At 64.6% G+C, this 23,137-nt stretch carries 13 protein-coding genes and 1 tRNA gene; 7 read left to right on the top strand and 7 right to left on the bottom strand.

Going from position 1 to position 23,137, the window contains the following annotated elements; translation table 11 throughout:
- Window positions 1–26 precede the first annotated feature (26 nt).
- The 6 genes from ACTU6V_RS00905 to ACTU6V_RS00880 are packed head-to-tail and all read right to left on the bottom strand — an operon-like array spanning window position 27 to window position 7,157.
- A complete protein-coding gene (locus ACTU6V_RS00905; protein ID WP_443474671.1) occupies window positions 27–1,772 on the bottom strand; it encodes a serine/threonine protein kinase in 1,746 nt (581 codons plus the stop codon).
- Window positions 1,769–3,223 (bottom strand): penicillin-binding transpeptidase domain-containing protein, encoded by a 1,455-nt coding sequence (locus ACTU6V_RS00900; protein WP_443469677.1) that lies wholly within the window; start codon window positions 3,221–3,223, stop codon window positions 1,769–1,771. The genes ACTU6V_RS00905 and ACTU6V_RS00900 overlap by 4 nt, the downstream gene beginning before the upstream one ends.
- A complete protein-coding gene (locus tag ACTU6V_RS00895; protein WP_443469676.1) occupies window positions 3,223–4,608 on the bottom strand; it encodes an FtsW/RodA/SpoVE family cell cycle protein in 1,386 nt (461 codons plus the stop codon). Before ACTU6V_RS00895 ends, ACTU6V_RS00900 begins: the two co-directional genes overlap by 1 nt.
- Window positions 4,605–5,954, bottom strand: a complete 1,350-nt coding sequence (locus ACTU6V_RS00890) for a PP2C family protein-serine/threonine phosphatase (RefSeq protein ID WP_443469675.1) — start codon at window positions 5,952–5,954, stop codon at window positions 4,605–4,607. Before ACTU6V_RS00890 ends, ACTU6V_RS00895 begins: the two co-directional genes overlap by 4 nt.
- Before the next feature lie 7 nt (window positions 5,955–5,961).
- Window positions 5,962–6,477 (bottom strand): FHA domain-containing protein FhaB/FipA, encoded by a 516-nt coding sequence (locus tag ACTU6V_RS00885; protein WP_443469674.1) that lies wholly within the window; start codon window positions 6,475–6,477, stop codon window positions 5,962–5,964.
- The gene (locus tag ACTU6V_RS00880) at window positions 6,474–7,157 is read right to left on the bottom strand and encodes an FHA domain-containing protein (protein WP_443469673.1); all 684 of its coding nucleotides are present in this window, start codon (window positions 7,155–7,157) and stop codon (window positions 6,474–6,476) included. The genes ACTU6V_RS00885 and ACTU6V_RS00880 overlap by 4 nt, the downstream gene beginning before the upstream one ends.
- 144 nt (window positions 7,158–7,301) lie before the next feature.
- Between ACTU6V_RS00880 and ACTU6V_RS00875 the strand changes: the two genes are divergently transcribed.
- Window positions 7,302–7,384: transfer RNA gene (locus ACTU6V_RS00875), tRNA-Leu, on the top strand.
- Window positions 7,385–7,626: 242 nt separating this feature from the next.
- Complete coding sequence (locus ACTU6V_RS00870) at window positions 7,627–16,377, top strand: metallophosphoesterase (protein WP_443474670.1); 8,751 nt, start codon at window positions 7,627–7,629, stop codon at window positions 16,375–16,377.
- 18 nt (window positions 16,378–16,395) lie between these two features.
- Here the strand turns inward: ACTU6V_RS00870 and ACTU6V_RS00865 are convergent, their stop codons facing one another.
- A complete protein-coding gene (locus tag ACTU6V_RS00865; RefSeq protein ID WP_443469671.1) occupies window positions 16,396–17,766 on the bottom strand; it encodes a DUF2252 domain-containing protein in 1,371 nt (456 codons plus the stop codon).
- A 482-nt stretch (window positions 17,767–18,248) separates the two neighbouring features.
- On the opposite strand from ACTU6V_RS00865, the gene ACTU6V_RS00860 reads away from it, so the two are divergent.
- From ACTU6V_RS00860 to wecB, 5 genes are all read left to right on the top strand, one after another.
- Window positions 18,249–18,926: a hypothetical protein gene (locus ACTU6V_RS00860; protein ID WP_443474669.1), complete on the top strand. Its 678-nt coding sequence runs from the start codon at window positions 18,249–18,251 to the stop codon at window positions 18,924–18,926.
- Window positions 18,927–19,171: 245 nt separating this feature from the next.
- Complete coding sequence (locus ACTU6V_RS00855; protein ID WP_443474668.1) at window positions 19,172–19,831, top strand: archaeosortase/exosortase family protein; 660 nt, start codon at window positions 19,172–19,174, stop codon at window positions 19,829–19,831.
- 3 nt (window positions 19,832–19,834) lie between these two features.
- Window positions 19,835–21,187 (top strand): XrtP-associated glycosyltransferase, encoded by a 1,353-nt coding sequence (locus ACTU6V_RS00850; protein WP_511198792.1) that lies wholly within the window; start codon window positions 19,835–19,837, stop codon window positions 21,185–21,187.
- Window positions 21,187–21,813, top strand: a complete 627-nt coding sequence (locus tag ACTU6V_RS00845; protein WP_443474667.1) for a hypothetical protein — start codon at window positions 21,187–21,189, stop codon at window positions 21,811–21,813. The genes ACTU6V_RS00850 and ACTU6V_RS00845 overlap by 1 nt, the downstream gene beginning before the upstream one ends.
- Before the next feature lie 43 nt (window positions 21,814–21,856).
- Entirely contained in the window at window positions 21,857–22,990 is a 1,134-nt protein-coding gene (gene wecB / locus ACTU6V_RS00840) for a non-hydrolyzing UDP-N-acetylglucosamine 2-epimerase (RefSeq protein ID WP_443474666.1), read from the top strand.
- Window positions 22,991–23,137 lie beyond the last annotated feature (147 nt).

Here is a 23,137-nt window from a genome sequence, read left to right as displayed (position 1 = left end):
ATGGTGTGGACTACGTAAAGGTAAGGTCAGCCCGCGTCTTCTTCGTTACCGCCATTGTCGGGAGTGGGCTGACCCGGGGTGATGGTGACCGACATCTGCGGGGAGACACCCGACTCGCGCTGGTCAGCGCCGCCGCCGGAGCACAGTGCGGTGTACGTTGCCGTGGCCTGTAGCCCTGCGCCGCCGAGCGTGATGTCCGCGCTGCGGGTGCCTGGGTCGAAGGTGCGCGCGGTGCTGCCATCGGTGAAGGTCGCGTTCGTGATGCTCACCTTGTAGCCGCTGAGATTTCCCGTGCCGCTCGGGCAGGTGAAGTTCGTCCAGTTCAGCGTCACAGTTGTGCCCGTGATGGGGTCGCCCGTGATGGTCGGAGCGTTCTGCGGTGCGCCGATCTGCACACGGTCTGCGAAGAGCGTGAGCGTGATGGATGCACCCTGCTCGAGGTCACCGCGCGGGTTCACCGACTCGACAGTGCCGACCTTGTCGTCGGAGGGAGCTGCCGTCGAACCGGTCTGGCACACTGGCGCGAGCCCAGCCGCAGTGGCCTTCGCGATGGCATCGTCACAGCTGAGACCCACCAGGCCCAGTGCGTCGACGCTGACGCGCGTCGCCTCGGGCGTGGGTGTGTTCGTCGTCGGCTTCGCCGACGGTTTCGCGCTCGTGGCCGGCGCGGAAGTGGACGTCTGACCGGCGTCAGGGCTGCCAGGGTTCAGAAGCGCGAAGAGCGTTCCGCCCAGCACGAGCACCAGCAGTACGATCAACGCGATCAACGGCCAGGTCCACGCGCTGCGCTTCTTCTTGCCGTCCTCTTCAGCGACCTCATCGGTGGGCACCTGAGCGGTCGTCGGCAGGATGCGCGTGGCGCCGTCGTCTCCGGTTGTGAGAAGACGCGTGGCGTCATCGCCGGCGACTCCGCCGGTTGCGATGGCGGGAACCGCGATCGCGGCGGAGTTCAGGTCGCCACGGCGCAGGGCCTGCGCAGCACGTGCGACGGTCGCAGCCGATGACGGCCGGTCGGCCGGCTTCTTCGCGATCATCGCCATGACGAGGTTCTGCACGGGGATCGGCACGGTCGGCGGCAGCGGCGGAGGCTGCTCATTGATCTGCGCCATCGCGATCGCGACCTGCGACTCACCCGTGAAGGGACGCTTGCCTGCGAGGCATTCGTACGCGACGATTCCCAGCGAGTACGTGTCGGTCGCGGGGGATGCCGGATGACCCGATGCCTGCTCGGGGGAGAGGTACTGCACCGTTCCCATGACCTGACCAGTGGCCGTCAGCGGCACCTGGTCGGCGATGCGGGCGATGCCGAAGTCAGTGATCTTGACGCGGCCGTCCGGGGTGATCAGCAGGTTTCCCGGCTTGATGTCGCGGTGCACGAGGCCTGCGGCGTGCGCCGCCTGCAATGCCGATGCCGTCTGAGCGACGATGTCGAGCGTCTTGTCGGCGCTCAGTGAGCCATCGCGCTCGATGATCGTGGAGAGGGCCTCGCCCGGAACGAGCTCCATGACGAGGAAGGCGCTGCCGTTCTCCTCGCCGTAGTCGAACACACTCGCGATGCCCTCGTGGTTGACGAGAGCGGCGTGCCTGGCTTCGGCGCGGAAGCGCTCGAGGAAGCCAGGATCCCCCATGTACTCGTCCTTGAGGATCTTGATGGCGACGGTTCGCCCGATGACATGGTCGGTCGCTTCCCAGACCTCACCCATGCCACCGATCGCAATACGCGACTGGAGCTCGTATCGACCACCGAACGACACACCCTGCGTCGGCCTCATCTGTTAAGCACCGCCTCAATGATCTTCTTCGCGATCGGGGCGGCGAGCGTGTCACCGGATCCCGACTGTCCCATACCGCCGCCGTTCTGGACGACGACCGCCACTGCAACCTGCGGATCGTCCGCAGGTGCAAAGCCGGTGAACCATAACGTGTATGGCTCATCGCCGTCGTTCTCGGCCGTTCCCGTCTTACCGGCAACGTCGATTCCGTCTATTCTTGCACCTTGTGCCGCGCCATCCCTGACGCTTGCCACCATGGATTTCGTGACATCGTCCGCAACATCAGCCTCAGTCGCACGGCCGAACTCCTCGTTCGGGTATTCGCGCACCGTCGAGAGGTCGTTGCCGATCACGGCATCCACCAGCTGGGGTTTCATCACCACTCCGTCGTTGGCGAGCCCTGCAGAGATCATCGCGACCTGAAGGGCGGTGGCGGTGACCTTACCCTGACCGAAACCGGTCAGGGCCGTCTGCGCATCGTCGAGCACGCGCGGGTAGCTGGAGGCTGCCGTCGTCAGCGGCGTCTCGAACTCCTGATTGAAGCCGAACTTCTCAGCCATCTTGAAGATCTCCTGGCTGCCGAGTTCGACTGCCAGCTCTGCCATCGGGATGTTGCAGCTGAGCTTGACCGCATCGGCGATCGTCACGGTCGGTCCATCGCCGCACGTGCCGCCCCAGGCGTTCGACACCTGTGCGGTGGAGCCGGGGAGGGTGTATCGGGCCGGGTTCGGGAGGGTCGACTCTGGCGTCCACTCTCCGGTGGCGTACGCGGCAGCGGCGACGAGGACCTTGAAGGTCGATCCGGGAGGGCTGGTCTGGTTCGTCGCGGCGTTGATGAGCGGATTCGGCTTGAGCTCGTCGAGGGCGTTGTACGCCGCATCGGCCTCGTTCGCACTGTGGACGGCGATCTGGTTCGCGTCGTAGCCAGGAGTGGAGACCATCGCCAGGACTCGACCAGTGGCCGGTTCTATCGCGACGGCCGCGCCTTCCAGTTCGCCGAACGCTTCATACGCGGCGCGCTGAGCGGCGGCATCCAGGGTCAGTTCGACGCTGAAGCCGGTCTGTGGCTGACCCGAGACGATGCGTTCGATCTCGGAGAGGAACGCGCCGGCGCCGGTGCCCGAGAGTTCGGCGTTCAACGCGCGCTCGATCCCGGTAGACGACTGCAGCGCGGGGTTGAAGTAACCGGTCACATCCGACCACATCGGTGAATCGGCGTACACGCGCTGATACTGGAACTCGTCGTTCGTCGGCACTGAGGTCGCGATCGGCATGCCATCGACGATGATCGACCCGCGCTGGATCTCGTAGCTGTCCAGCAGTGACCGCGTGTTGCGCTCGGACTGCGCGAGGCTGTCGGCCTGCACGACCTGGATCCAGCTGGTCGCCACGAACAGCGAGAGGAACATGAACAGCATCACGATGCTGAGCCGGCGCATTTCTTTCGTCATCAGCCGATCACCACCCGAGGCTGGCGGCGCACGCCGTCGGAGATGCGAAGCAGCAGAGCGACGATCAGCCAGTTGGCGACCAATGACGATCCACCGGCGGCCAGGAACGGCGTCGTGAGGCCGGTGAGCGGGATGACGCGGGTGACGCCGCCGACCATGATGAACACCTGCAGGGCGATCGTGAACGACAGGCCGGTTGCGAGGAGCTTGCCGAAGTCATCCTGCCCTGCGACACCGATGCGCAGACCACGGCTGACGAAGACCATGTACAGGCAGAGAATGGCGAACAGCCCGATGAGTCCGAGCTCTTCGCCGAGGCTCGGGATGATGTAGTCGCTCTGCGCCAGCGGCGTGATCTGCGGGCGGCCCTGGCCGAGGCCGGTGCCGATGAGACCACCGTGTGCGAGGCCGAAGATGCCCTGCACGAGCTGGAAGCTGCCGCCCTGTGCGTCGATGATCTCGGGATTGAAAGCATCCAGCCAGTTCGTGAAACGCCCCTGCACGTACGCGAGGATCTGCGTGGCGACCAGCACTCCGGCCGCGACCATCGCGAGACCGATGAGCACCCAGCTGGTCTTGCCGGTGGCGACGTAGAGCATCGCGATGAAGAGGCCGAAGATGAGCATGCCGGTGCCGAGGTCGCGCTGGGACACGATGATTCCGAGCGAGAGGACCCAGACGACGATGACCGGGCCGAGCTCGCGCATCCGCGGCCAGGTGATCCCGAGGAATCGCTTGCCGACGGACGTCAGGCTCTCACGGGTGCGCACGAGGTAGCCCGCGAAGAAGATCGCAAGGCAGATCTTGGCGATCTCGCCGGGCTGGAACGCGAACATCCCGCCGATCGAGACCCAGACGTCGGCGTTCGCGCCAGTGGCCCCCAGGCCCGGGACGAACGGCAATAGCAGCAGCAGGATGCCGGCAAGGCCGAACAGGTAGGTGTACCGGAACAGGATCCGGTAGTTGCGCAGCACGATGACCACGACGATGGCCCCAGCCAGCGAAATCGCCGTCCAGGCGAGCTGCTTGGTCGAGTATGCCGTCCAGCCGGTGTAGTTCTTGGCGATGTCGATGCGGTAGATCATCGCGATGCCGAGACCGGTGAGGAGCGTCGCGATGGGCACAACGAACGGGTCAGCATCAGATGCGACGAACCGCAGCACGATGTGCAATGCGAAGACGAGCACCGCGAGGCCGCCGCCGATGAAGAGGATGAACGGGTCGATGAAGCCGAGCGCGCCCAGCTGCACCAGCGCGAGGGCTGCACCGCTGATGGCGCAGGCGAACAGCAGGAGCCAGAACTCACGGTTGCGCTGAGTCTGGGGCAGTCGCATCCGCTTGAGCGCTTTGACGACAGCGGTATCGGCGACGACGTCGGTGGTCATCCGATCACCTCGACATCCGTTTCGTGCGCAGCGCCCTGCGGAGTCGACGTCGGCACCGGCGTCGGGGCCAGAGGTGGAGGCGTGGGAGTGGGCGTCGACGAGATCTCGCCGGTGACCGCCTCTTCACCCGCGCGCAGACGGTCGACGATCGCCTGCGCGTCAGAAAGCGAGCGGGCATTGATCGTGCGCTCGACAGACGCGCGTTGGTACGGCGGGAGGTTCGCGAGCAGGATGCCGGTGTCTTCGATCTCGGTGGAGAGCGAGATCGGTCCGATGTTCTGCTGCACGCCCTGGAAGATCACGACGCTGTCTTCATCGGCACCCACGAAGTAGCGGGTCTGCGTCCAGTTGTAGGCGAGGAAGCCGCCGCCCGCGAGAGCGAGCACGACGATGACGAGGGCAGCGATCCATCCGGCTCGGCGACGTTTCGCGCGCCGGCGATCTTCTTCGATGAGCTCTTCGAGGTAGTCGGCGGCCGGTTCGAAGTGCGAAGGATCGTTCGCGGCCTGACGGACCGGATGCAGCCAGCTGGTGCGGACCGCGCGCGCCGGCGGGATGAGGACGCCCGAGGGGGTGGACGCGGCACCGACGATGGTCGGCGTGCCGGAGGAGAGCGGGTGGTGACCGCCGGTCTCCACGATCACGATGGTGACGTTGTCTGGTGCACCGCCGTCGAGAGCCTGCTTGAGCAGGTTGTCGGCCGTGCGTCCCGGCGTGAGGTCCAGACGCATCGCCTTGAGGATGTGTGCTTCGTCGACGACGCCGGAGAGCCCGTCCGAGCAGAGCAGCCAGCGGTCGCCGGGGAGCGTCGGCATGACGAAGAGGTCGAGCTCGGGGTCGTTGTCCATGTCACTGAGCACGCGCATGAGCACCGAGCGGCGGGGATGGTACCTGGCTTCTTCTGGAGTGATGCGTCCGGAATCGACGAGGCGCTGTACGAAGGTGTGGTCGGCGGTGATCTGCGTCAGCTCGTCGTCGCGGTAGAGGTAGATGCGCGAATCGCCGATGTGACCGATGACGGCGTGGTCGTCGACCATGACGATCGCGCTGACCGTGGTGCCCAGGCCCGCGAGCTCTGGCCGCTCTTTCGCCGCGCGGATGAGGTCGCCCGCCGCGGTGGTGACTGAGGCCTGGAGCTCGGCCTGCGCGTCATCGGTCGATGCGAATGCCTGATCGAGCTGCTCGAGCTGGTGGATGGCGATGCTGGACGCCACGTCTCCACCGGCGTGACCGCCCATGCCGTCGGCGACCACGAAGAGGTTCGCACCGGCATAACCGGAGTCCTGGTTGTTGGACCGGACCTTCCCGGTGTGGGAGATCGCGGATGCGGATCCTTCGAAGACCATGCCGGCTTCAGGCTCGCAGCTCGAAGGTCGTGGCGCCGACCTTGACGGCGTCGCCGACACTGATCGATGCCGGAGCGCTGCCGAGGCGCTTGCCGGCGAGGAAGGTTCCGTTCGTCGAGTCGAGGTCCTGGATCGCCCAGTTGTCGCCGCGCACCAGCAGCAGGCGGGCATGGTGACTGGACGTGTAGTCGTCGCGGATGACGAGCGCGGATTCGCTCGAGCGGCCGATGGTCATCGATTCGTGCCCCAGGGGCAGTTCGAGGCCGGCTTTCGGACCAGAGGTGATGACGAGCTTCGACACGCTGGAGGTCGTGGCGGGGGAACCGTTCTTGGGTGCGGCCTTGGGTTTCGCATCGCGGGTCGGGGCCGCAGCCGCGGGGGCGCCGGCGGATGCTCCGGCCGGGAGCTTTCGCACCTTCACGCCGAACAGGTCGGCGCGAAGAGAGTAGACGACGCCGAAGACGAAGAACCACAGCAGCACCAGGAAGCCGATGCGCAGCAGCAGGAGGACGAGTTCACTCATCGTGCGCCTCCGTTGGCCGCGACGGCGATCACACGGAACACGAGGTCTGTGCGGCCGATCGTGATCGTGGTGTCAGTGGGCAGCGGCGCTTCGCGCACCTTCTCCCCGCTCACCTTCGTGCCGTTGGTCGAGCCGAGGTCGCGCATCATGGCGCGCTCGCCGTCCCAGAGGATCTCGACGTGCTTGCGGCTGGATCCGGCATCCGAAATGGTGATGTCGGCGTCGCCGCCGCGGCCGATGACAGTCCGCGCCTTGGTGATGGGGTGGCGACGCCCGTCGACGTCGACCACTGCCTGCCAGCTGACGCGGCCTTCGGCGGTGCCGGAGCCCACGCGCACAGTGCCGGTCGCGACCTTCTCGTCGGCTTCGAGCGCGATCGAGAGCGGGCCGGCGAAGCTGTACCCCTGGGACTTCGCGTGCTTGGTGAGAAGCGCATGCAGTTCGTCAGTCAATGCGCCGCCGAGCCCGCGCATCCGATCCAGATCATCGGAGCTCAGACGCACCAGGTAGCTGTTCGGAGCGATGATGCGGTCGCGGCTGACGACGGCGGCCTTGATGTCGGCCTCGCGGCGCAGAGCGGACGCGATCTCCACCGGCTGGATGCCGCTGCGGAAGGTCTTGGCGAACGCACCGTTGACGGCGCGCTCAAGACCCTTCTCAAAGCTGTCAAGTAGTCCCACTGGGCTCCTCTGGCATGGCGGTGGTAGACATATCGTAGCCAGGTGACCTGGACGTGTGCCGTTCCGGAGTCCTCTTGTGGCGTTCTTGACGGATGAAATCGCGTGATATCCTCGTGAAGTTGAGTTCTTCGGAGCAAGACGCTCGCGCGAGTGGCGGAATGGTAGACGCGCTGGCTTCAGGTGCCAGTGTCCTTATGGACGTGGGGGTTCAAGTCCCCCCTCGCGCACAGCGAGTGAAAAGCCCCCGATCTGGGTTCCAGATTCGGGGGCTTCTTCGTGCCCGCATGACGGATGCGCGCGCGATACACCATCGGAGCTTCTTCTAAGGAAACAGCAGGATCTCACGCGTTCACCTTCCGGTCACGGCTGAGTCATCCGGTGCTGGTTGGTTCGATGACGTCCGCGCGTTTTCCCAGCACCCCGATTCCTGGCGCGGACTCGTCGGAATCGGCATCCCGAGGGAAACTCCGTGTCATTTCAGTCTTTGCTGCGTCCTACCGCTGCTGTCCTCCTCGTCGGCGCGCTCATCGCGGCACCGGTCGTACCGGCTTACGCCGCTGGGCCTTTGGAGGGAGTCGGCGGTGATGGTACCGCTGACGTGCCCTACCTCATCGGGTCGGCGGGAGAACTCGACGCAATGGCGTCAGCAATCAACGCGGATGCAGATGCGTATGCCGGTGCGTACTACCAGCTGACCGCAGACATCGCCTACGAGGGTCGTGCTTTCGCTGGAATCGACCGGTTCACGGGAGTCCTCGACGGCGCAGGCTTCACCATCAGCGATATCGTCTACGTCCCCAGTTCCGCGAGCACCGAACTCGCCCTCGTTCGTGCGCTTGACGGCGGTGTCATTCATGATCTCGGTCTCGACGGGGTAGTGGGTCAGAGCGACGACGGACAGCGCGTGGCGGGCATCGCTGTCGATGCGATCAACGGCGCTCGAGTGGAGGGCAGCGCGGTCCGCGGTGCCGTGCTCTCGACGGGGCACGACTACGCGGGCGGTATCGCTGCGACCGCCGACACCGACACCGTGATCACCGGAAACCGTGTGGATGCGTCGGTGACGAGTGCCCGCTATCCAGCGGGCATCGCCGGGTATGTGCGCAAGAGCGTGGAGATCACGAAGAACCTCGTGCGGGTCGACATCGCGACCACCGGTGCTGGTGCATTCGGTGGGATGGTCGCCGCGTACGCCGGTAACGCGAACTCGCAGCTGAATCCGGTCACCCGGATCGCGGAGAACGTCGTTCTCGGCGGATCAGTGAAGATCGCCAGCGGGGGCGACGAAGTGGAGATGGGCCGAGTGTTCTCGCGCCCGCGTGAGGCAGGATTCCTCACCGAGAACAACCTCGTGAATGACGGCGTTCTCTTAGATGGTCAGGCACCGGAAGGCCCAGGTCCGTTCAATAAGAACGGCACTGCCACCTCAGCCGACGACCTTGCCGTCCAAGCCACGTATGAGTCGCTCGGCTGGGACTTCTCCAGCCCGTGGCGCTGGGATTCCGTCCTGAGTCACCCCATCCCGGGAGCCTTCGAGTCACTCCCCGAGGGACCGATCTCCGGTGTCACCGGAGATGGCTCAGAAGAGGCCCCGCTTCAGATCCGTACCGCCGCGAACCTCGATTCGGTAGCGACGGCGATCAACAGCGAGCCGGATTCCTACCAGAGCGCGCACGTCGTGCTCGCAGCGGACATCGACTACGGCGGGAACGAATTTCCGGGTATCGACCTGTTCTCCGGAGTCTTCGACGGTGCAGGACACGTACTCACGAACATCACTTACGGTGCCGGGTCCACTGACGAGCGCGGTCTGTTCCGCGTTCTCGATGGGGGAACCGTGCGCGATCTGGCCATCGATGGGCTGACGGTGCACAACAAGGCCAGTGCGCGCGTCGCTGGCATCGCTGTGCTCGCCGAGAACGGTGCGCGCTTGGAAGGCAACTCCGTGCGCAACGCGGACCTGCTGTCAGGGCACCAGTACACCGCGGGCATCGTCGCCGATGCGAAGTCCGGCACCGTCGTGACCGACAACCACGTGCATGGCACGTTCGCCAGCGCACGTTACCCGGGAGCAGTCGTCGGCTACGCGCACAACGACGTGCAGATCACTCGCAACCTCGTCGAAGCGATCGTTCACTCCCGCGGTGCTCGTGCACACGGTGGCATGGTGCTCTCGTATGCAGGTGCGATGTCTGCGGGCGCTGGCGACACCCTGATCACCGGGAACGTCGTGCACTCCGGCATGGTCACCTACGACAACGGCGGTACGGGCATTCAACTCGGACGCGTGATTGCCATGCCGAGGACGCCGGGGTTCGTGATCGACGGCAACCTCGCGAACACCGCAGTGACCCTGGCGGGTGTGCAGGTCGAAGGGCCTGGCGAGCAGAACATGCACGGCACCGACACGTCGTACGCCGAGCTGTCGAAGCGCGAGACGTACGAGGCTCTCGGATGGAATTTCGACAGCCATTGGCGCTGGGACGACGCATCGCAGCATCCAGTGCCTGTGCTTTCGGGCGCGACCACGACGCCGATCGTCCCTCTTCCCGAGGCCGAACCGGACCCGATCACGCTTGACGGACTTGAGGGCGTCGGCACGCCGAGCGATCCGTACCAGATCGCTTCGGCCGACCACCTTGTGCGTGCACAGGATGCGATCAATGAGGATGCCAGCACGTACGCCGCGCGGAACTTCCGGTTGACAGCGAACATCGACTTCGCGGGTGGGGGTTTCACGGGAATCAACCTGTTCAGCGGCGTATTCGACGGCGCGGGTCACAAGATCTACAACATCACCTGGGCCCCTGGGTCGCAGGACGGGCTGGCGATGTTCCGGACCCTGCGGGGTGCGACGGTGAAGAACCTCACGATCGATGGGCTCGCGGTCCGCGATCCCGCGGACGTCAGGCTCGCGGGAATCGCGCTCGATGCGCGCGACGGAACGGTTCTTGATGGAAACGCCGTGCTCGGCGCCAACCTCCAGACGGGAAACGCGTACGTCGCTGGCCTCGTGGCCGACGCGCAGGACGGCGTCCGCATCACGAACAACTGGGTGACCGGCACTTACGACAGCGCTCGCTATCCCGCAGCGCTCGTCGGCTATGCCCGGTTCGGGATCGAGGTGCGCAACAACCTCGTCCGCGCCCACGTCGAGTCGGGTGGTGCTCGTGCATACGGTGCCATGGTTGTCGCGTACCAGGGCGGCTACTCCGAAGGACCCGTGTCCACTTTCTCTGAGAACGTCTTGATCGGCGGTGAGGTGGCCTATCGCGGTGGTCGCACCGACGTGGCCCCGGGTCGCGTAGCGGCGGTCCACCGCAGCCCCGGGTACGTCATGGAGAACAACCTCGCAGACGAGGGGATCCGCGTCGCAGGGAAGATTCCGTCGTCGCCGGGGGAGGCGAACATGCACGGAACATCCGTGCCAGCCACCGATCTTGCGATGAAGTCCACCTACGAAGGGCTCGGCTGGGACTTCAGCTCGGCCTGGCGCTGGGACGATGTGCTGCAGCATCCTGTTCCCGAGCGTGCCTATCTGTTCGGCGCCGGCACGGAGAGCACGCCGTTCGAAGTGCGCGGGATCGAAGACCTGGAGTTCCTCGCCAATGGCTCCAACAATGGCGACCCCACCCTCCGCGGGCCCGTGCACGTCATGCTCACCGGTGATCTCGATTTCGTCGATCACGCACCGTTCGTGGGACTCGACACCTTCTCCGGCACGTTCGACGGTCACGGTCACACGATCTCGAATATCGTTTACGCGCCCAGCGCGACCTCGACGTCGCTCGGCTTCATCCGTGACCTGTCCGGTACGGTGCGTGGCCTCACCCTTCGAGGCGTGACGGTCGCACCCGAGGACGGTGCCGCAGCATCTGGCCTGGTCGTGAGCGCGACGGGCACGGCGGATCGCCCGGCCGTCGTCGAAAGCACGACGATGACGAAGACGACCATCAACGCGCCGAACTCCCAGACGGCTGCTGGCCTGGTGGCGATGGCCTCATATGCTCGCGTCACGACGAATGACATCACCGCTGATGTGACGGCTTTGTCACCGGCTGTCATCATCGGCACCGCAGGCGCAGGCGCCGATGTCAGCGAGAACCTCGTGGCAGGCTCCGTCACCGCGACCGGCGAGACTTCGGGCGCCGCGCTTGTGGTCGGAACGAGCGCGGAAGCCAGCACGGTGTCACGGAACGTCGTGCTCGCGGGCACCGTTTCACACCCGCAGAGCGGCGATGAGTTCGCCGGACGGGTCGTCGGGGCATCGGCGGGCGAGGCCCTGCGCAACATCGCATCCGAGCAGATCGACGTCGCCGGCGGCACCGTTACGGGGCCGGGGGAGCGAGGCCGACACGGTGACGATGCAACCCTCTCCACGCTCATGGACCGGGGCACCTACGACGGGCTCGAGTGGGACTTCATGGACGGCTGGCGGTGGGACCCGACCGATCGTCGTGCTTTCGTGAAGCACCTGCTGCCTGAGCAGATGCCCAACCGCATCACCACGACATTCGCGGGCGATCCCCAGACACAGCGCGGGTTCTCCTGGTACCAGCTCGCTGATACCGACGCGCCCCAGGTCATTGTGAGCACCGACCGCGGGTTCGCATCGAGCACGCGCGTGCAGACGGATGCCGAGGTCCGCAAGACCGCCAGCGGTGAGAGCGTCTACCAGGCGGTCGCGACCGGCCTCGAGCCGGGGAACACCTACTACTACCGGGTCGGCGATTCGAACACGGGCCTGTGGAGCGGCACCGGAACGTTCGAAACCCCCGCTGGCGAGGGCGACTTCAGCTTCATCAACCTCACGGACACGCAGGCGAAGGCGAGCCAGGAAGCGGAGCTCTCGGCCGCCACTCTGCGCAAGGCGCTCGACTCCGTTCCCGACGCGGAGTTCGTCGTCCACAACGGCGATGTCGTGCAGGACGGACACATCGAACGGGACTGGATCGATCTGCTCGATACGTCGCAGGACGGACTGCTGCGCACCACCATCGCCCCGGCGGCGGGCAACCACGAAGACACGCAGAGCGCGTTCGTCGACCACTTCACGCTCGAGCATCCGAACGGGCAGGACACCACCACCGGCGCGTACTACTCGTACACGTACAACAACGCGCACTTCATGGTGCTGAACACGAACGAGGATGCCGGGCAGGCCATTTCGGACGCCCAGCTGGACTGGCTGAAGGAGGACGCACACACGGCGCGTATCAGTGGTGCCGAGTGGCTCATCCTCGTCATGCACAAGGGCGTTTACACCGCCGCGAGCCACGTCAATGACGCTGACGTGCACGCGCTGCGCCAGAAGCTGGTTCCGGTGATCGATGAGCTCGACGTGGATCTGGTGCTGCAGGGGCATGACCACTATTTCTCCCGCACCAAGGTGCTCGCGTCGTCGCCGGATGATGCGATGGCTGCCGAGCCCGTGGAAACGACCGTCTTCACTGAGGTCGTCAACGGCGTGCGCATCGAGTATTCCGTCTCTCCCGATGGGACGCTGTACTTCACACCGAACAAGGCGGGCGCGAAGCGCTACTCACAGGTCGCGGAGTCAGAGCTGTTCGACCTGGAGGCCTACCTCGGGCTGTTCGATCGCCTGGGTACTCCGCGTCAGGGGCCCAACGCGCAGACATTCAGCTCTGTCGATGTCACTGCCGACCGACTGACTGTCGAGACATTCCACATCACCGATGGCGGCAGCCCTCGCCGGGTCGAAGGGTTCGGCATCGATCGCCAGGTCGAGAAGGTCGCCGCACAGATCGCCGAGTTGCCAGAGGTCGAGCAGGTCAGCGCTGTGCACGCCGAGCGGATCGGTGATGTGCGCGCGGCAGTCAATGCCCTCACGTCCGCGCAACACGGCGTCCTCGACATCGCGAGGCTCGAGGCAGCAGAGCAACGTCTGCGCGAGATCCAGGGCCTGGCCAACACTGACGGCAGCATGGTCGCGTGGGCGGATGCTGAGGCGACTGAGCGTCAGCCGATCACTGTGCGCAATGACACCAAGCGCGACTTCACGGATGTCCCGGTCCGGCTCACGCTGGTCGACACTCCGGATGTGAAGGCCGATGAGATCGCTTTCACCGATGCGAACGCAGTGCCACTGTCATTCGAGGTGGAGCACTGGAAGCCCGGAGCGGTCTCGACCGTGTGGGTGAAGCTGCCAGAGTTGGCGCGGCTCAGCGCCCCCGTCGTGTGGGCCTACTTCGGAGGTGGCTCCGAGAACAATGACCCGACGGATGTCTGGAGCGGCGGCTACGCCCTCGTAGAGCACTTCGCGGGCGATCTCGCAGCCGGCGGCAAGCGTGTGGACTCGACAGGAAACGCCACCGGAACTCTCTCGGGCAGTGACTTGCGCGCGCAGGTCACGGATCAAGGCACGCGTGAAAGCCGATTCGACGGGGCGCGGCTCGACTACGCAGGCGACCTCGGAGGCGGATTCGCGAACCTCTCGGTCAGCGGAATCTACTCGTTCACACCTGAGGACCTCGAAGCCATGTCCGGTCTTGCCGGTGTCGTGACCAAGGGACGTCTCGGTGAAGACGACTCTGCCTTCGTGCAGGCGGTTGACGCCGCGGGCGGTAGCGTGTCTGCGCGCCTGGGGAGCTCGATCTTCGGCGCGACCGTGCCCGCCGACGGCAAACCGCACCTCGTCACGCAGCACTACGACGGCATGACGTACGCGGTGTTCGTCGACGGAGTGCAGCAGAGCGAGGTCATGGCGGAGAAGCGGCCGACCTTGTCCGACTTCGGTGTATCGACCACGATCGGCGACTTCCATAGCGATAACGCGCGGGCGGTATCGCCGTTCCGCGGGAACATCGATGAGGTGCAGATCGCTGGCATTCCGTTCGTACCGGAGTTCGAAGCCTTCCGATACGACAACTACTTCGGCGACGCGATCGCATACGGTGAGCGCACGGCGAAGGATGAAGACGCACTCGTCATCGCGCTCGGCAGTCCGCGTGACGGCACGGTGATCGAGGCCGGTAACACCACGTTCACGGGCGTGCTGAGCGAGCGGGCAACTGTGCGCGTGGAGGTCGCCGGCGAGGAGATGTATCGCGAGAGCGTCGATGCCGGGGAGTTCGAGATCGAAGCGCCGGTGTATGCGCTCGGCGAGCAGGCCGTCATTTTCAGCGCGTCCGTACGAGGGAAGCAGCCGGCTGTCGACGAGATCGTGCTCACGATCTCTGACACCGTCGCTCCGCTCGCGCCGCGACTTGAGCAGAGCGCAGCGGCGGGTGGCGTCACGCTCCGAGCTACGCCGCAGGCGGATAACCGGGAGCCGGTCGATGCCCAGTTCTTCACCAGTGCGGCTGTCCCGCTCGTTGAAGAGAACACTTCGGTCAGAGTGGGATCGACCGAAGATCGTGTGCCGACGGCTCTCACCCCTGCTTCGGGTGAACCAGCCGCGGACTATCTGCCGACGACGGTAGGAATGGACGCGAACCCGTTCCAGATCTATACGGTCGCTCTTTCGGAGGAGCAGGCCACCCAGCCCAAGTTTCACCTCACATGGTCGGGCACCGGGGATGACCGACGCGTCTCGGCATGGGTGTGGGACCACGGAGCGGCCCGTTGGATCCTCAAGGACTCCGCGTCGGATGCTTCAGGAGCGCAGATTCAGCTCGATGTCGATGCCACTGCGGCGGAGAACGCGGTCGGACCGGAGCGAACGATCGACATGTTGATCTGGCGCGGCCTCGTCGAAGAGCCGTGGGGAGGTGAGCGCGTCTACGAGCAGCATCCGGATGCTTCGGACTTCGACTGGGCATTCAACCACGTGCCCGACACTCAGCTCTACACGGAGTCGACGCCATGGATGATGACGGACATGTTCGAGCACATCGTCGACAACGCGGATGAGCGCAAGACCGAACTCGTCGTGCATGCGGGCGACTGGGTGAACCGAGAGTACTTGGATGATGAGTATCAGTGGAAGGCGGCCGAACCGTCGGCACGACTTCTCGAGGAAGCGGGCATTCCGCTGATGGTGTCGTGGGGTAACCACGACTACTCGGAGGAGCGCAACGGGCGACTGATGCTGGAGAAGTACTTCCCGATGGACCGGATGAAGGACGGTCTGGAAGGAACCCCGTTCACATTCGGGGACAGCTACGACATCGACAACTCGTTCTACACCGCCGAGATCGATGGGGCGAACCTGCTCTTCTTGTCGCTGAGCTATTGGTCGGCGAACACCGACGATGATCCGGGGATCGCCTGGGCGCGCGGCGTGATCGAGGCGCACCCAGAGCACACCATCATCCTTGCGACGCACGATTACATGCAGGCGCGTGACGCGGCTGACCCGTACAGCAATCCCCGGATCAACGACTTGCTCGTTGACCCGTACCCCAACGTGGCGCTCGTCCTCGCCGGGCACAACTCGGGCAGTTACGTGGCGGCTCGCGAGACAGATCACGGGACGCGATCGTACGGAATCCTCACGGATTACCAGACCCGGCCGTGGGGTGGACATGAGTTCCTCAAGAACCTCAGTGTCGACGCCGAGAACGGGCTGCTCTACGTGAACACCTACTCTCCATGGCTGGAGTCATGGACGTCGGATGGTCGCTGGCACTCTCCGATCTCGGAGGACGTCGTCCCCGGTTTCCACGGTGACGACTCGGAGAACTTCGTACTCGAGCTCGATCTGGGGGGTACGCAGACGCGGACCCTGTCAGCCGATGCGGTGACTCTCTCCACCGGAGTGCCCGCAGCCATCGGAGATCCGATTTCGCTCGTAGGGGCAGAGCACGCGGAGATCCGGATCAACGCCGAAGACGCGACTATGCGTACCGCGCTGCAGCGGGCTGCTGCTATCGAGACGATTGTCGTGCCGGCAGACGTCACGCACGAATGGTACGTCGAGCTCACGGATGGGGCCGGGCACGTCACCCGCAGCGCGACGGCCAGTTTCGTCGTCACAGCAGATCAGGACCCTGGGACGGATCCGGGAACCGACCCTGGGACGGATCCGGGAACCGACCCTGGGACCGACCCAGGAACAGGGCCAGGGGCCGGCGACGGTTCGTCTGGGTCGGGCGACGGTGAGGGGGCGGGGGCGTCGGATCCGTCCGGATCCGACGGAGACCCGCTGGCGCTCACCGGGCCGGCGCTCGCCATCTGGGTGATGATCGCACTCGCCTTGGCGCTGGGTGCTGCTGGCATCCTGCTGTACCTCCGTCGATTCCGAGGCGGAGTCGAGTGAGAACGAGGTAGACCCGCCTTATCGCCCAGCGCCCCGCGCCACGAACGCTTCGTAGTCGTCGCGCGAGCGCTGGGCATAGGCCCTGGCCCATTCGAAGAGCGCTTTGCCTGCGGTCTTTCCTGTGCCGAGGTATCCACTGATCTCGGCGGCTTGGGGAGCCTGTGCGTGCGCTCGGGCGAGAGTGATCGCGCAGGCCTGGGCATACGTGGCGAACGGGCCGTCTTCGAGGACCTCGATGGCGATGCCGCCCTTCATGTCATGGAACTGCCTGACATAGAGGTCGAGTTCGCCGACCGTCTCCTCCGTGCGGGTGAGTGATCCGAGGAAGGGGTCGCTGACGGCTTGCAGAATGCGCTGCATTGCGACCACGCGAGCTCCCTGACCGAACGCACCGATGAGAGCCTTCAGCTCGGCGGGTTGCTCGATGCCGCCGTAGTGCGCGAGCACGCTTTCCTCTGCCTGCTTCGACTGCAGGATCAGCGAGTTCCCGTCTCCGTCTTCGAACAGCGAGAGCGCGCATCGCGTACCGACGCTGCCGACTCCGACCACGCGGCGGATGACATCCACCCCCGTGTAATGGCGCAGCAGCATGTTGATGTCGGCGCCTGCAGTGAGCAGGTAACGCTGCATCAGGTCGGTGAGACGCTCGTGCAGTTCGTCTGTCACCGGCGCCATAGTCGGGGGAGTAGCGACGAAACGGAGCACACCGTGCTCGTCGCGCTGGGTGAGTTTGCGCGAGGCGCGCTCGCCGGTGCGCTTCTTGGCCTGTTTGATCGCACGATTGAACACCTTGCGCGACTTCGGGTCCATGCTCGCGGTACCCACCGTGGCGTCGAAGTGGGTGAAGTATCTCTGCAGGGGAGTGGCTTCGGCGGCCGCGTGCATCGCAATCGCGTACGTCGTCACCGCGGAGAGGACGGCGTCTCTTACGACACCTTCGTCACGTTCGGTGCTCTGCCCGGCGATCACCACGCTTGCGAGCAGCCGCTTCAGATCCCATTCCCACGGCGCCCACGCGGCCTCATCGAAATCGTTGAGGTCGAACACGAGGGTACGCTGCGGGGAGGCATAGAACCCGAAGTTCGCGACGTGCGCGTCGCCGCAGGATGGCACCAGGATGCCGGTGTGCGGCTCAGCGGCAAGATCCGCCGCCATGATCGCTGCGCCGCCGCGGTAGAAGGTGAACGGGTTCTGGCCCATGCGCTCCGCGCGCAGCGGGACGAGATCCTGAAGCCGGTTCACGTTCTGTTCGTCGATGATCCTCAGCGGATCACGTGCGGCATCGCCCATCGCAGCCAGCGAACTGCGGGGGAGAGCCTTGCGACGGTTCTCTCCGGACGCACGGCGCTCCGCGCGACTGGGCGGAAGGCTCGGTAGTGAGTGATTCATCGCGATCGCCCCTTCTGCGCCGGTTCCCCAAAAGCTATATCTCCCGGATGCCGCGGACAAGAGGCGCGCGGATCGCGGGCGCCGGGGTGCCGGTGCGCGGCGGCGGATGCCGGGATGGCGGGCGCGCGGGATGGAAAGCGGCGCTCCCGCGGCCGCGGCGCCCAGCGCGCAGTACGTCGAGCTCACGTTCGGTGAGCGGGCTGCGACGCGACACAGTGCGGCCGAAACGGGGCCGGTTGCGGCATGTGACAGACCTTCTGCGCCAGACGCCATAGGTCGGGCATCCCGCCAGATCCAACGGCTCGTGGCGTGGGACTGTCGCCTCGCGCACCGTCACCGTCGGAATGCGCACCCACCCTGATCGGGAGAGCATCCTTGGGCAGGATTGCGATCGGCTCGGCAGGCTCTCGTTGTCCTGCGCCGGACGCGACGAAGGGGTCATTCTCCTTCTCCGGGGCCATCACCACAGAGAGGGAGTTCACATGAACCTGAAGAAAATTGCTGGCCGGGGAGCTGCCGCGGCAGTTCTCGCCGTAGCACTCGTCGGCGGCGGCGCCGCCGCCGCGAACGCCGCCACTCAAGTAATGCCAACTTTTGGCGGCGGGTACGAGGGGTGGGTCAACGCCGGCGCTACGGCCGACAACTACACCCACAACGTTGCCATCGGTAACCCGACTAGCTGGCCATCGGTCGACTACCCGTTTAGCACAGGTGTGTCTTTCACTGCGCCCGAGCACACGACGTACACGAGCGCGAACGTCGAGTGGCAGACATATGACGGGACCGGCTACTCGCCGATCCAGTCGGTTGCCAGCTGCACGCTGAGCGCAGACAAGACCGTCATTACATGCCCGGAGTCACCCTACGTGATGCCAGGTATGCCGGCCGATGGCGTGAACAACCCCGCTATCTATTTTTTCGCGCCGGGAGTAGCTGCAGCCGCTGACGCACCGGGTGGCACGTACACAACGTACGCGACCCTCACCCCGAACGACCCACTAATGACTGGCGGCACCACCACCAGCACAATGACGATCATTCCGGCGGCAGATACGCCCATGATTGATCCCGTTGTGGGGGCATCTGCCGCTGGCGTTGGTGTGCTTGGTGCAGCCGCGTTCTTCATTATGCGTCGTCGCTCGGCGACCTCTGCTTCTTAATCGACGCAGGTAAGAACATGTACTCAAATCCAACGGTCCCTACAGCCAGCATTGTTGGCGGCGGTCTCGCGGCCACAGGCGGTGCAGACATGACGGTGTACATCGTCGTCGCAGTGATCGCGGCCGTCGTCGGCGGCCTGCTGGTGGTTCGCTCGCGCTACCTCAGCTCGCACGCTGAGTAGAGGCTACTCGCGTATCCCGTCTGTGTGGTCGGGAGCTGTTTCACGGCTCGCGACCACACAGAAATGAACTACTTCGATGCGATCCATCTACCTACAGGAACGACCATGACAACGCAGGCTGCCATGCACACTGATTTACCCGTGCGGCGATCAGATCGCGCGGGCAGCGCAAACGGGCGCCGCAGAACGCGCGCCGCGCAGATTTTCGTCTCCCTCGCACTCCTCGCCGGAGCCATCGCGCTGGCAGTCGGCTCAAGAACGGTGCAGGCGGTCGAGGCGCGCCTGGTGACGCTTTGGCTGGGACCGATCTTGCCCGGTGGCATGGTGAGTGACGGCCCCTACTACGTGATCCGCGCCCACACACCTACGGCACAGGCCTTCCGGATTACAGAGGAATGCTCCGCTGTCGTGCTGCTGGTCCCCCTGTTTGTCGTCGCGGCAGTCATCATGCTCTCCACCAAAGTGACGGTGTCGAGGCTGCTGGGCGGCGTGCTCGCGATGATCTCAGTGACGCTGCTTGTCAACCAGATTCGCCTGGGCGTGATCGCGTGGGCCACCCACCAATGGGGCATGGATCCCGGGTACGAGATTAGCCATCGGTTCGTCGGCTCTGTCATCGGAATCATCGGCTTCTCCGCGGGCATCGCAGTTCTTTTGCTCATCACAAGCTCGCGGCGACGCGCGGGCACATCCCCCAAATCTGCCGCAATGAAGGGGCGCTGACGCATGCCTCCGATCCTTGGATCCATTTCGCTTGTGATGACGGTTGCGTTCCTGACGTACGTGATGTTCATCCTCGTCCCGTACATCAGGCAGAAGCCTGAGGCCCCGGGCGACCCTTCCCAGTTCGACTGGCACATCTTTGTGCCCTGCCGTGATGAGGAAGTCGTCATCGCGAACACCATCCAACGCCAGCGTGAGCGATTCCCGCATGCACACCTGTGGGTCATCGATGACGACAGTGAAGATGCGACCGCCGCGATCGTCAGCGCACACGCCGCGGCCGATGATTTCGTACATCTCGTCCAACGGCGCCGCCCCAATGCACGCACGGGCAAGGGTGACGCACTTAACAGCGCATACGCACATCTCAATGAGTTCCTTCCCTCCGACGCAGACCGCAGCCGCATCATCATTGCCGTTGTCGACGCAGACGGGGAAATGGCAGCCAATGCCCTAGCAGCGGTGTCATCTGAAGAATGCTTCGGCGACCCTGACGTCGGCGCCGCGCAAATTGCCGTATGGATGAAGAACCGAAACGACAAGCGGCCGTACCCGAACAAGGGCCGACTGGCCAACTGGTTTGCCAGCTACCTCCTGCGGATGCAGGATCTCGAGTTTCGCACCGTCATTCTTGCCATGCAGTCGTTGCGTGCGCGCACTGGCACGGTGGGCCTCGGCGGAAACGGACAGTTCGCTCGCCTATCGGTATTGGACACCATCGCAGAGGGGCATGACGCCCCTTGGCACGGCGCTCTTCTCGAGGACTACGAGCTCGGGCTTCACGTGATTCTGGCTGGTTATCAGAACCGGCAGATTCACTCGACCCATGTCGCGCAGGAGGCACTGCCAAGTTTGCGACGGTTCGTCACCCAGCGCTCTCGCTGGTCTCAGGGCAACATCCAGTGCATCAAGTACCTAAAGAACATCATCAAGTCACCACATTTCGACGCATCCGGTGTTCTGGAGTGTTGCTACTACCTCTTCTTGCCGTTTGTGCAGATCTTCGGATACGTCGTGGTCGTCGCGCTGATGATCGGTCAGGTGAACCTCGCGGTGACGAATCCTGAAGCACGCGAAGGGATGATCGAGAACATCTGGGCAGTGCTGTTGCTTGGTGCGGTATTCGGGCTGGCGCCATTTATTACCTGGGGCATTCTGTACAAGCTGCGCTGCGAGCCCCAGACCAGTTGGCTACAGGCGATCCGCTGGGGAATCGGTCTCTGGGTGCTCCTGCCCTACATCCTCATCTCGGTCTCGCGTGCATTCGGGCGCATCATCTCAGGCAAGAACGGGTGGGCGAAGACGCGGCGTAATGCCGAGGTCAATGTCGTCGGTCCGGTAGCGAAGGATTCCTGATGTCAACGATCGACGATACGGAGGCTGCCCAGGCGGCGGTCGGCGCCCGCCGTGTGCGCCGCAGATCGGTATGGCCCATTGTGGTTGCCGGGTTCCTGGTTGATGCTCTACTCATCGGGGCGCCGGCTGCGCTGTTGTGGGAGTTCGGTGGATCCACAGTGTTCACCGGAGGGGTTCTCGTGCAGGTCGGGGCATTCGTCCTGTGCACCGTGCTGATCGCGGCGCGAATTCGGATCGATGTCGCCATCCGTGCTGCGACGCGGCGCAGCGACATCGCTGTTGCGGGAATGCTCATCGGTTCGCGGATACTGCTGCTCGCGGGATTGATCGCCGCATGGTCGATCGTCGGGGAATACTTCCTCGGTTGGGTCGCCTGTTTTGGCGCCGGAATGATGACCGCGGCATCCTTCTGCGAACTTGTCGGTGCTGTGATCGGTGCGCGCACGCTCCGGATGATTCTGGTGCGTCTCGTCGGATTCGTCGCCGGGCTGAGTGCGCTGGTCGTGACAGCGCCGATTCACCTGTGGACAAACGGAATCGTCGACATTCTGCTTGTCATCACCATCGGTGCCGCTGTACTCGGGGGGCTCGTCGTCTTCTGGGTCAACTCCCTCACTGACCGGTGACGCGTCACCTGGTCTGCACACACACCACGATCGGACTCAAAACATGAATTCAACTCAGATCGCCCTGGTTATGGGTACCAGGCCCGAGATGATCAAGCTCGCACCTCTCAGCAAGGAGTTGGGCGCTCAGGCGAGGGTTGTCCACACCGGGCAGCACTATGACGCACAGCTCTCGGGCAAGGTCATGGAGGCGCTCGGTATGCGCGAGCCAGACGTCGTGCTTGACGGGATCGGCGGGCGGGGGCGCGGGCAGCAGATTGCTGGTGGGATCACGGCGCTGCTAGCCGAATTCGAGCAGAACCAGCCTTCGGTGGTCGTCGTGCAGGGTGACACGAATACAGTGTCGGCTGGCGCTCAAGCCGCGAACTACCTCGACATACCCGTCGTGCACGTCGAGGCGGGCCTTCGGTCGTGGGATCGCGGCATGCCGGAGGAGATTAACCGGCAGGTCGCCGGTGTCCTGGCGGATGTTCATTGCGTGGCTACGCCGGAGAACGTGCAGAATCTCCGTGCCGAGGGGATCTCCGATGAGATCATCGCCCGCACCGGGAACACAATCGTGGAGTCCGTTCAGGACTCACTGTCGGCGGCGGAGAGGCTTGGCGACGGGGAATCCGCGTTCAGCGCCGCATCCGGGCAGTACGTATTGTCGACCATCCATCGGCCGGAGAATACCGATTCGGTAGACGCTCTCGAGCGGGTACTGCGGGAGCTCTCCGCGATCGAATCTCAGGTGCTGTTCGTCGTGCATCCGCGCACCCGTGCCGCCATCGAACGGTTCGGGCTCGACACACTCACAACCGGGCTGACAATGATCGATCCCGTCCCGCATCATGAGCTGCTTGCTCTCGCGAAGAATGCCACCCTCCTGGTGTCAGACTCCGGCGGATTCCAAGAGGAGTGCACCGTGCTCAAGAAGCCGTTGCTCGTCGTACGGCGCAGCACCGAGCGCCCGGAGTCGATGCGCGCAGGCTTCTCGCGTCTGGTGACGCCGTCGCAACCGCTTGCTCGGCAGGCCAACGCGCTCCTATCGGAGCCGTCGCATGGCCTTGATGATGTCCCATCGCCCTTCGGTGATGGGATGGCCAGCACACGTATCGCGACGATCTGTCGCGCTCTGGATGAAGGCGCAACGGCAGCGGAAGCCGTTGCCGTTGTCGATCGGGCGTTCACGTAACGCGACGTCGACTTCCACATCGCGCAGGAGATGTGTCGGATTGCGCAGTCTCAGTAACGGGATCTGATTGCGTTCGTCTCATTACTGTGGTCGTCGATTGACGATCAAGGGCGCGCGATCCATGTAGGGGTGGATTCGAGCTCTTGC

The organism is Microbacterium zouquanmingi (genome assembly GCF_052266675.1).
GTDB lineage: Bacteria > Actinomycetota > Actinomycetes > Actinomycetales > Microbacteriaceae > Microbacterium.
The sequence above is the reverse complement of the archived record's forward strand: the minus strand, read 5'-3'. Positions and strand labels throughout refer to the sequence as shown.

Excerpts from the sequence above, each read along its gene's own strand:
- ACTU6V_RS00905 (WP_443474671.1), bottom strand. The coding sequence starts at position 1,772 with ATGAGGCCGACGCAGGGTGTGTCGTTCGGTGGTCGATACGAGCTCCAG.
- ACTU6V_RS00900 (WP_443469677.1), bottom strand. The coding sequence starts at position 3,223 with ATGACGAAAGAAATGCGCCGGCTCAGCATCGTGATGCTGTTCATGTTC.
- ACTU6V_RS00895 (WP_443469676.1), bottom strand. The coding sequence starts at position 4,608 with ATGACCACCGACGTCGTCGCCGATACCGCTGTCGTCAAAGCGCTCAAG.
- ACTU6V_RS00890 (WP_443469675.1), bottom strand. The coding sequence starts at position 5,954 with ATGGTCTTCGAAGGATCCGCATCCGCGATCTCCCACACCGGGAAGGTC.
- ACTU6V_RS00885 (WP_443469674.1), bottom strand. The coding sequence starts at position 6,477 with ATGAGTGAACTCGTCCTCCTGCTGCTGCGCATCGGCTTCCTGGTGCTG.
- ACTU6V_RS00865 (WP_443469671.1), bottom strand. The coding sequence starts at position 17,766 with ATGAATCACTCACTACCGAGCCTTCCGCCCAGTCGCGCGGAGCGCCGT.
- ACTU6V_RS00860 (WP_443474669.1), top strand. The coding sequence starts at position 18,249 with ATGAACCTGAAGAAAATTGCTGGCCGGGGAGCTGCCGCGGCAGTTCTC.
- ACTU6V_RS00855 (WP_443474668.1), top strand. The coding sequence starts at position 19,172 with ATGAACTACTTCGATGCGATCCATCTACCTACAGGAACGACCATGACA.
- ACTU6V_RS00850 (WP_511198792.1), top strand. The coding sequence starts at position 19,835 with ATGCCTCCGATCCTTGGATCCATTTCGCTTGTGATGACGGTTGCGTTC.
- ACTU6V_RS00845 (WP_443474667.1), top strand. The coding sequence starts at position 21,187 with ATGTCAACGATCGACGATACGGAGGCTGCCCAGGCGGCGGTCGGCGCC.
- wecB (WP_443474666.1), top strand. The coding sequence starts at position 21,857 with ATGAATTCAACTCAGATCGCCCTGGTTATGGGTACCAGGCCCGAGATG.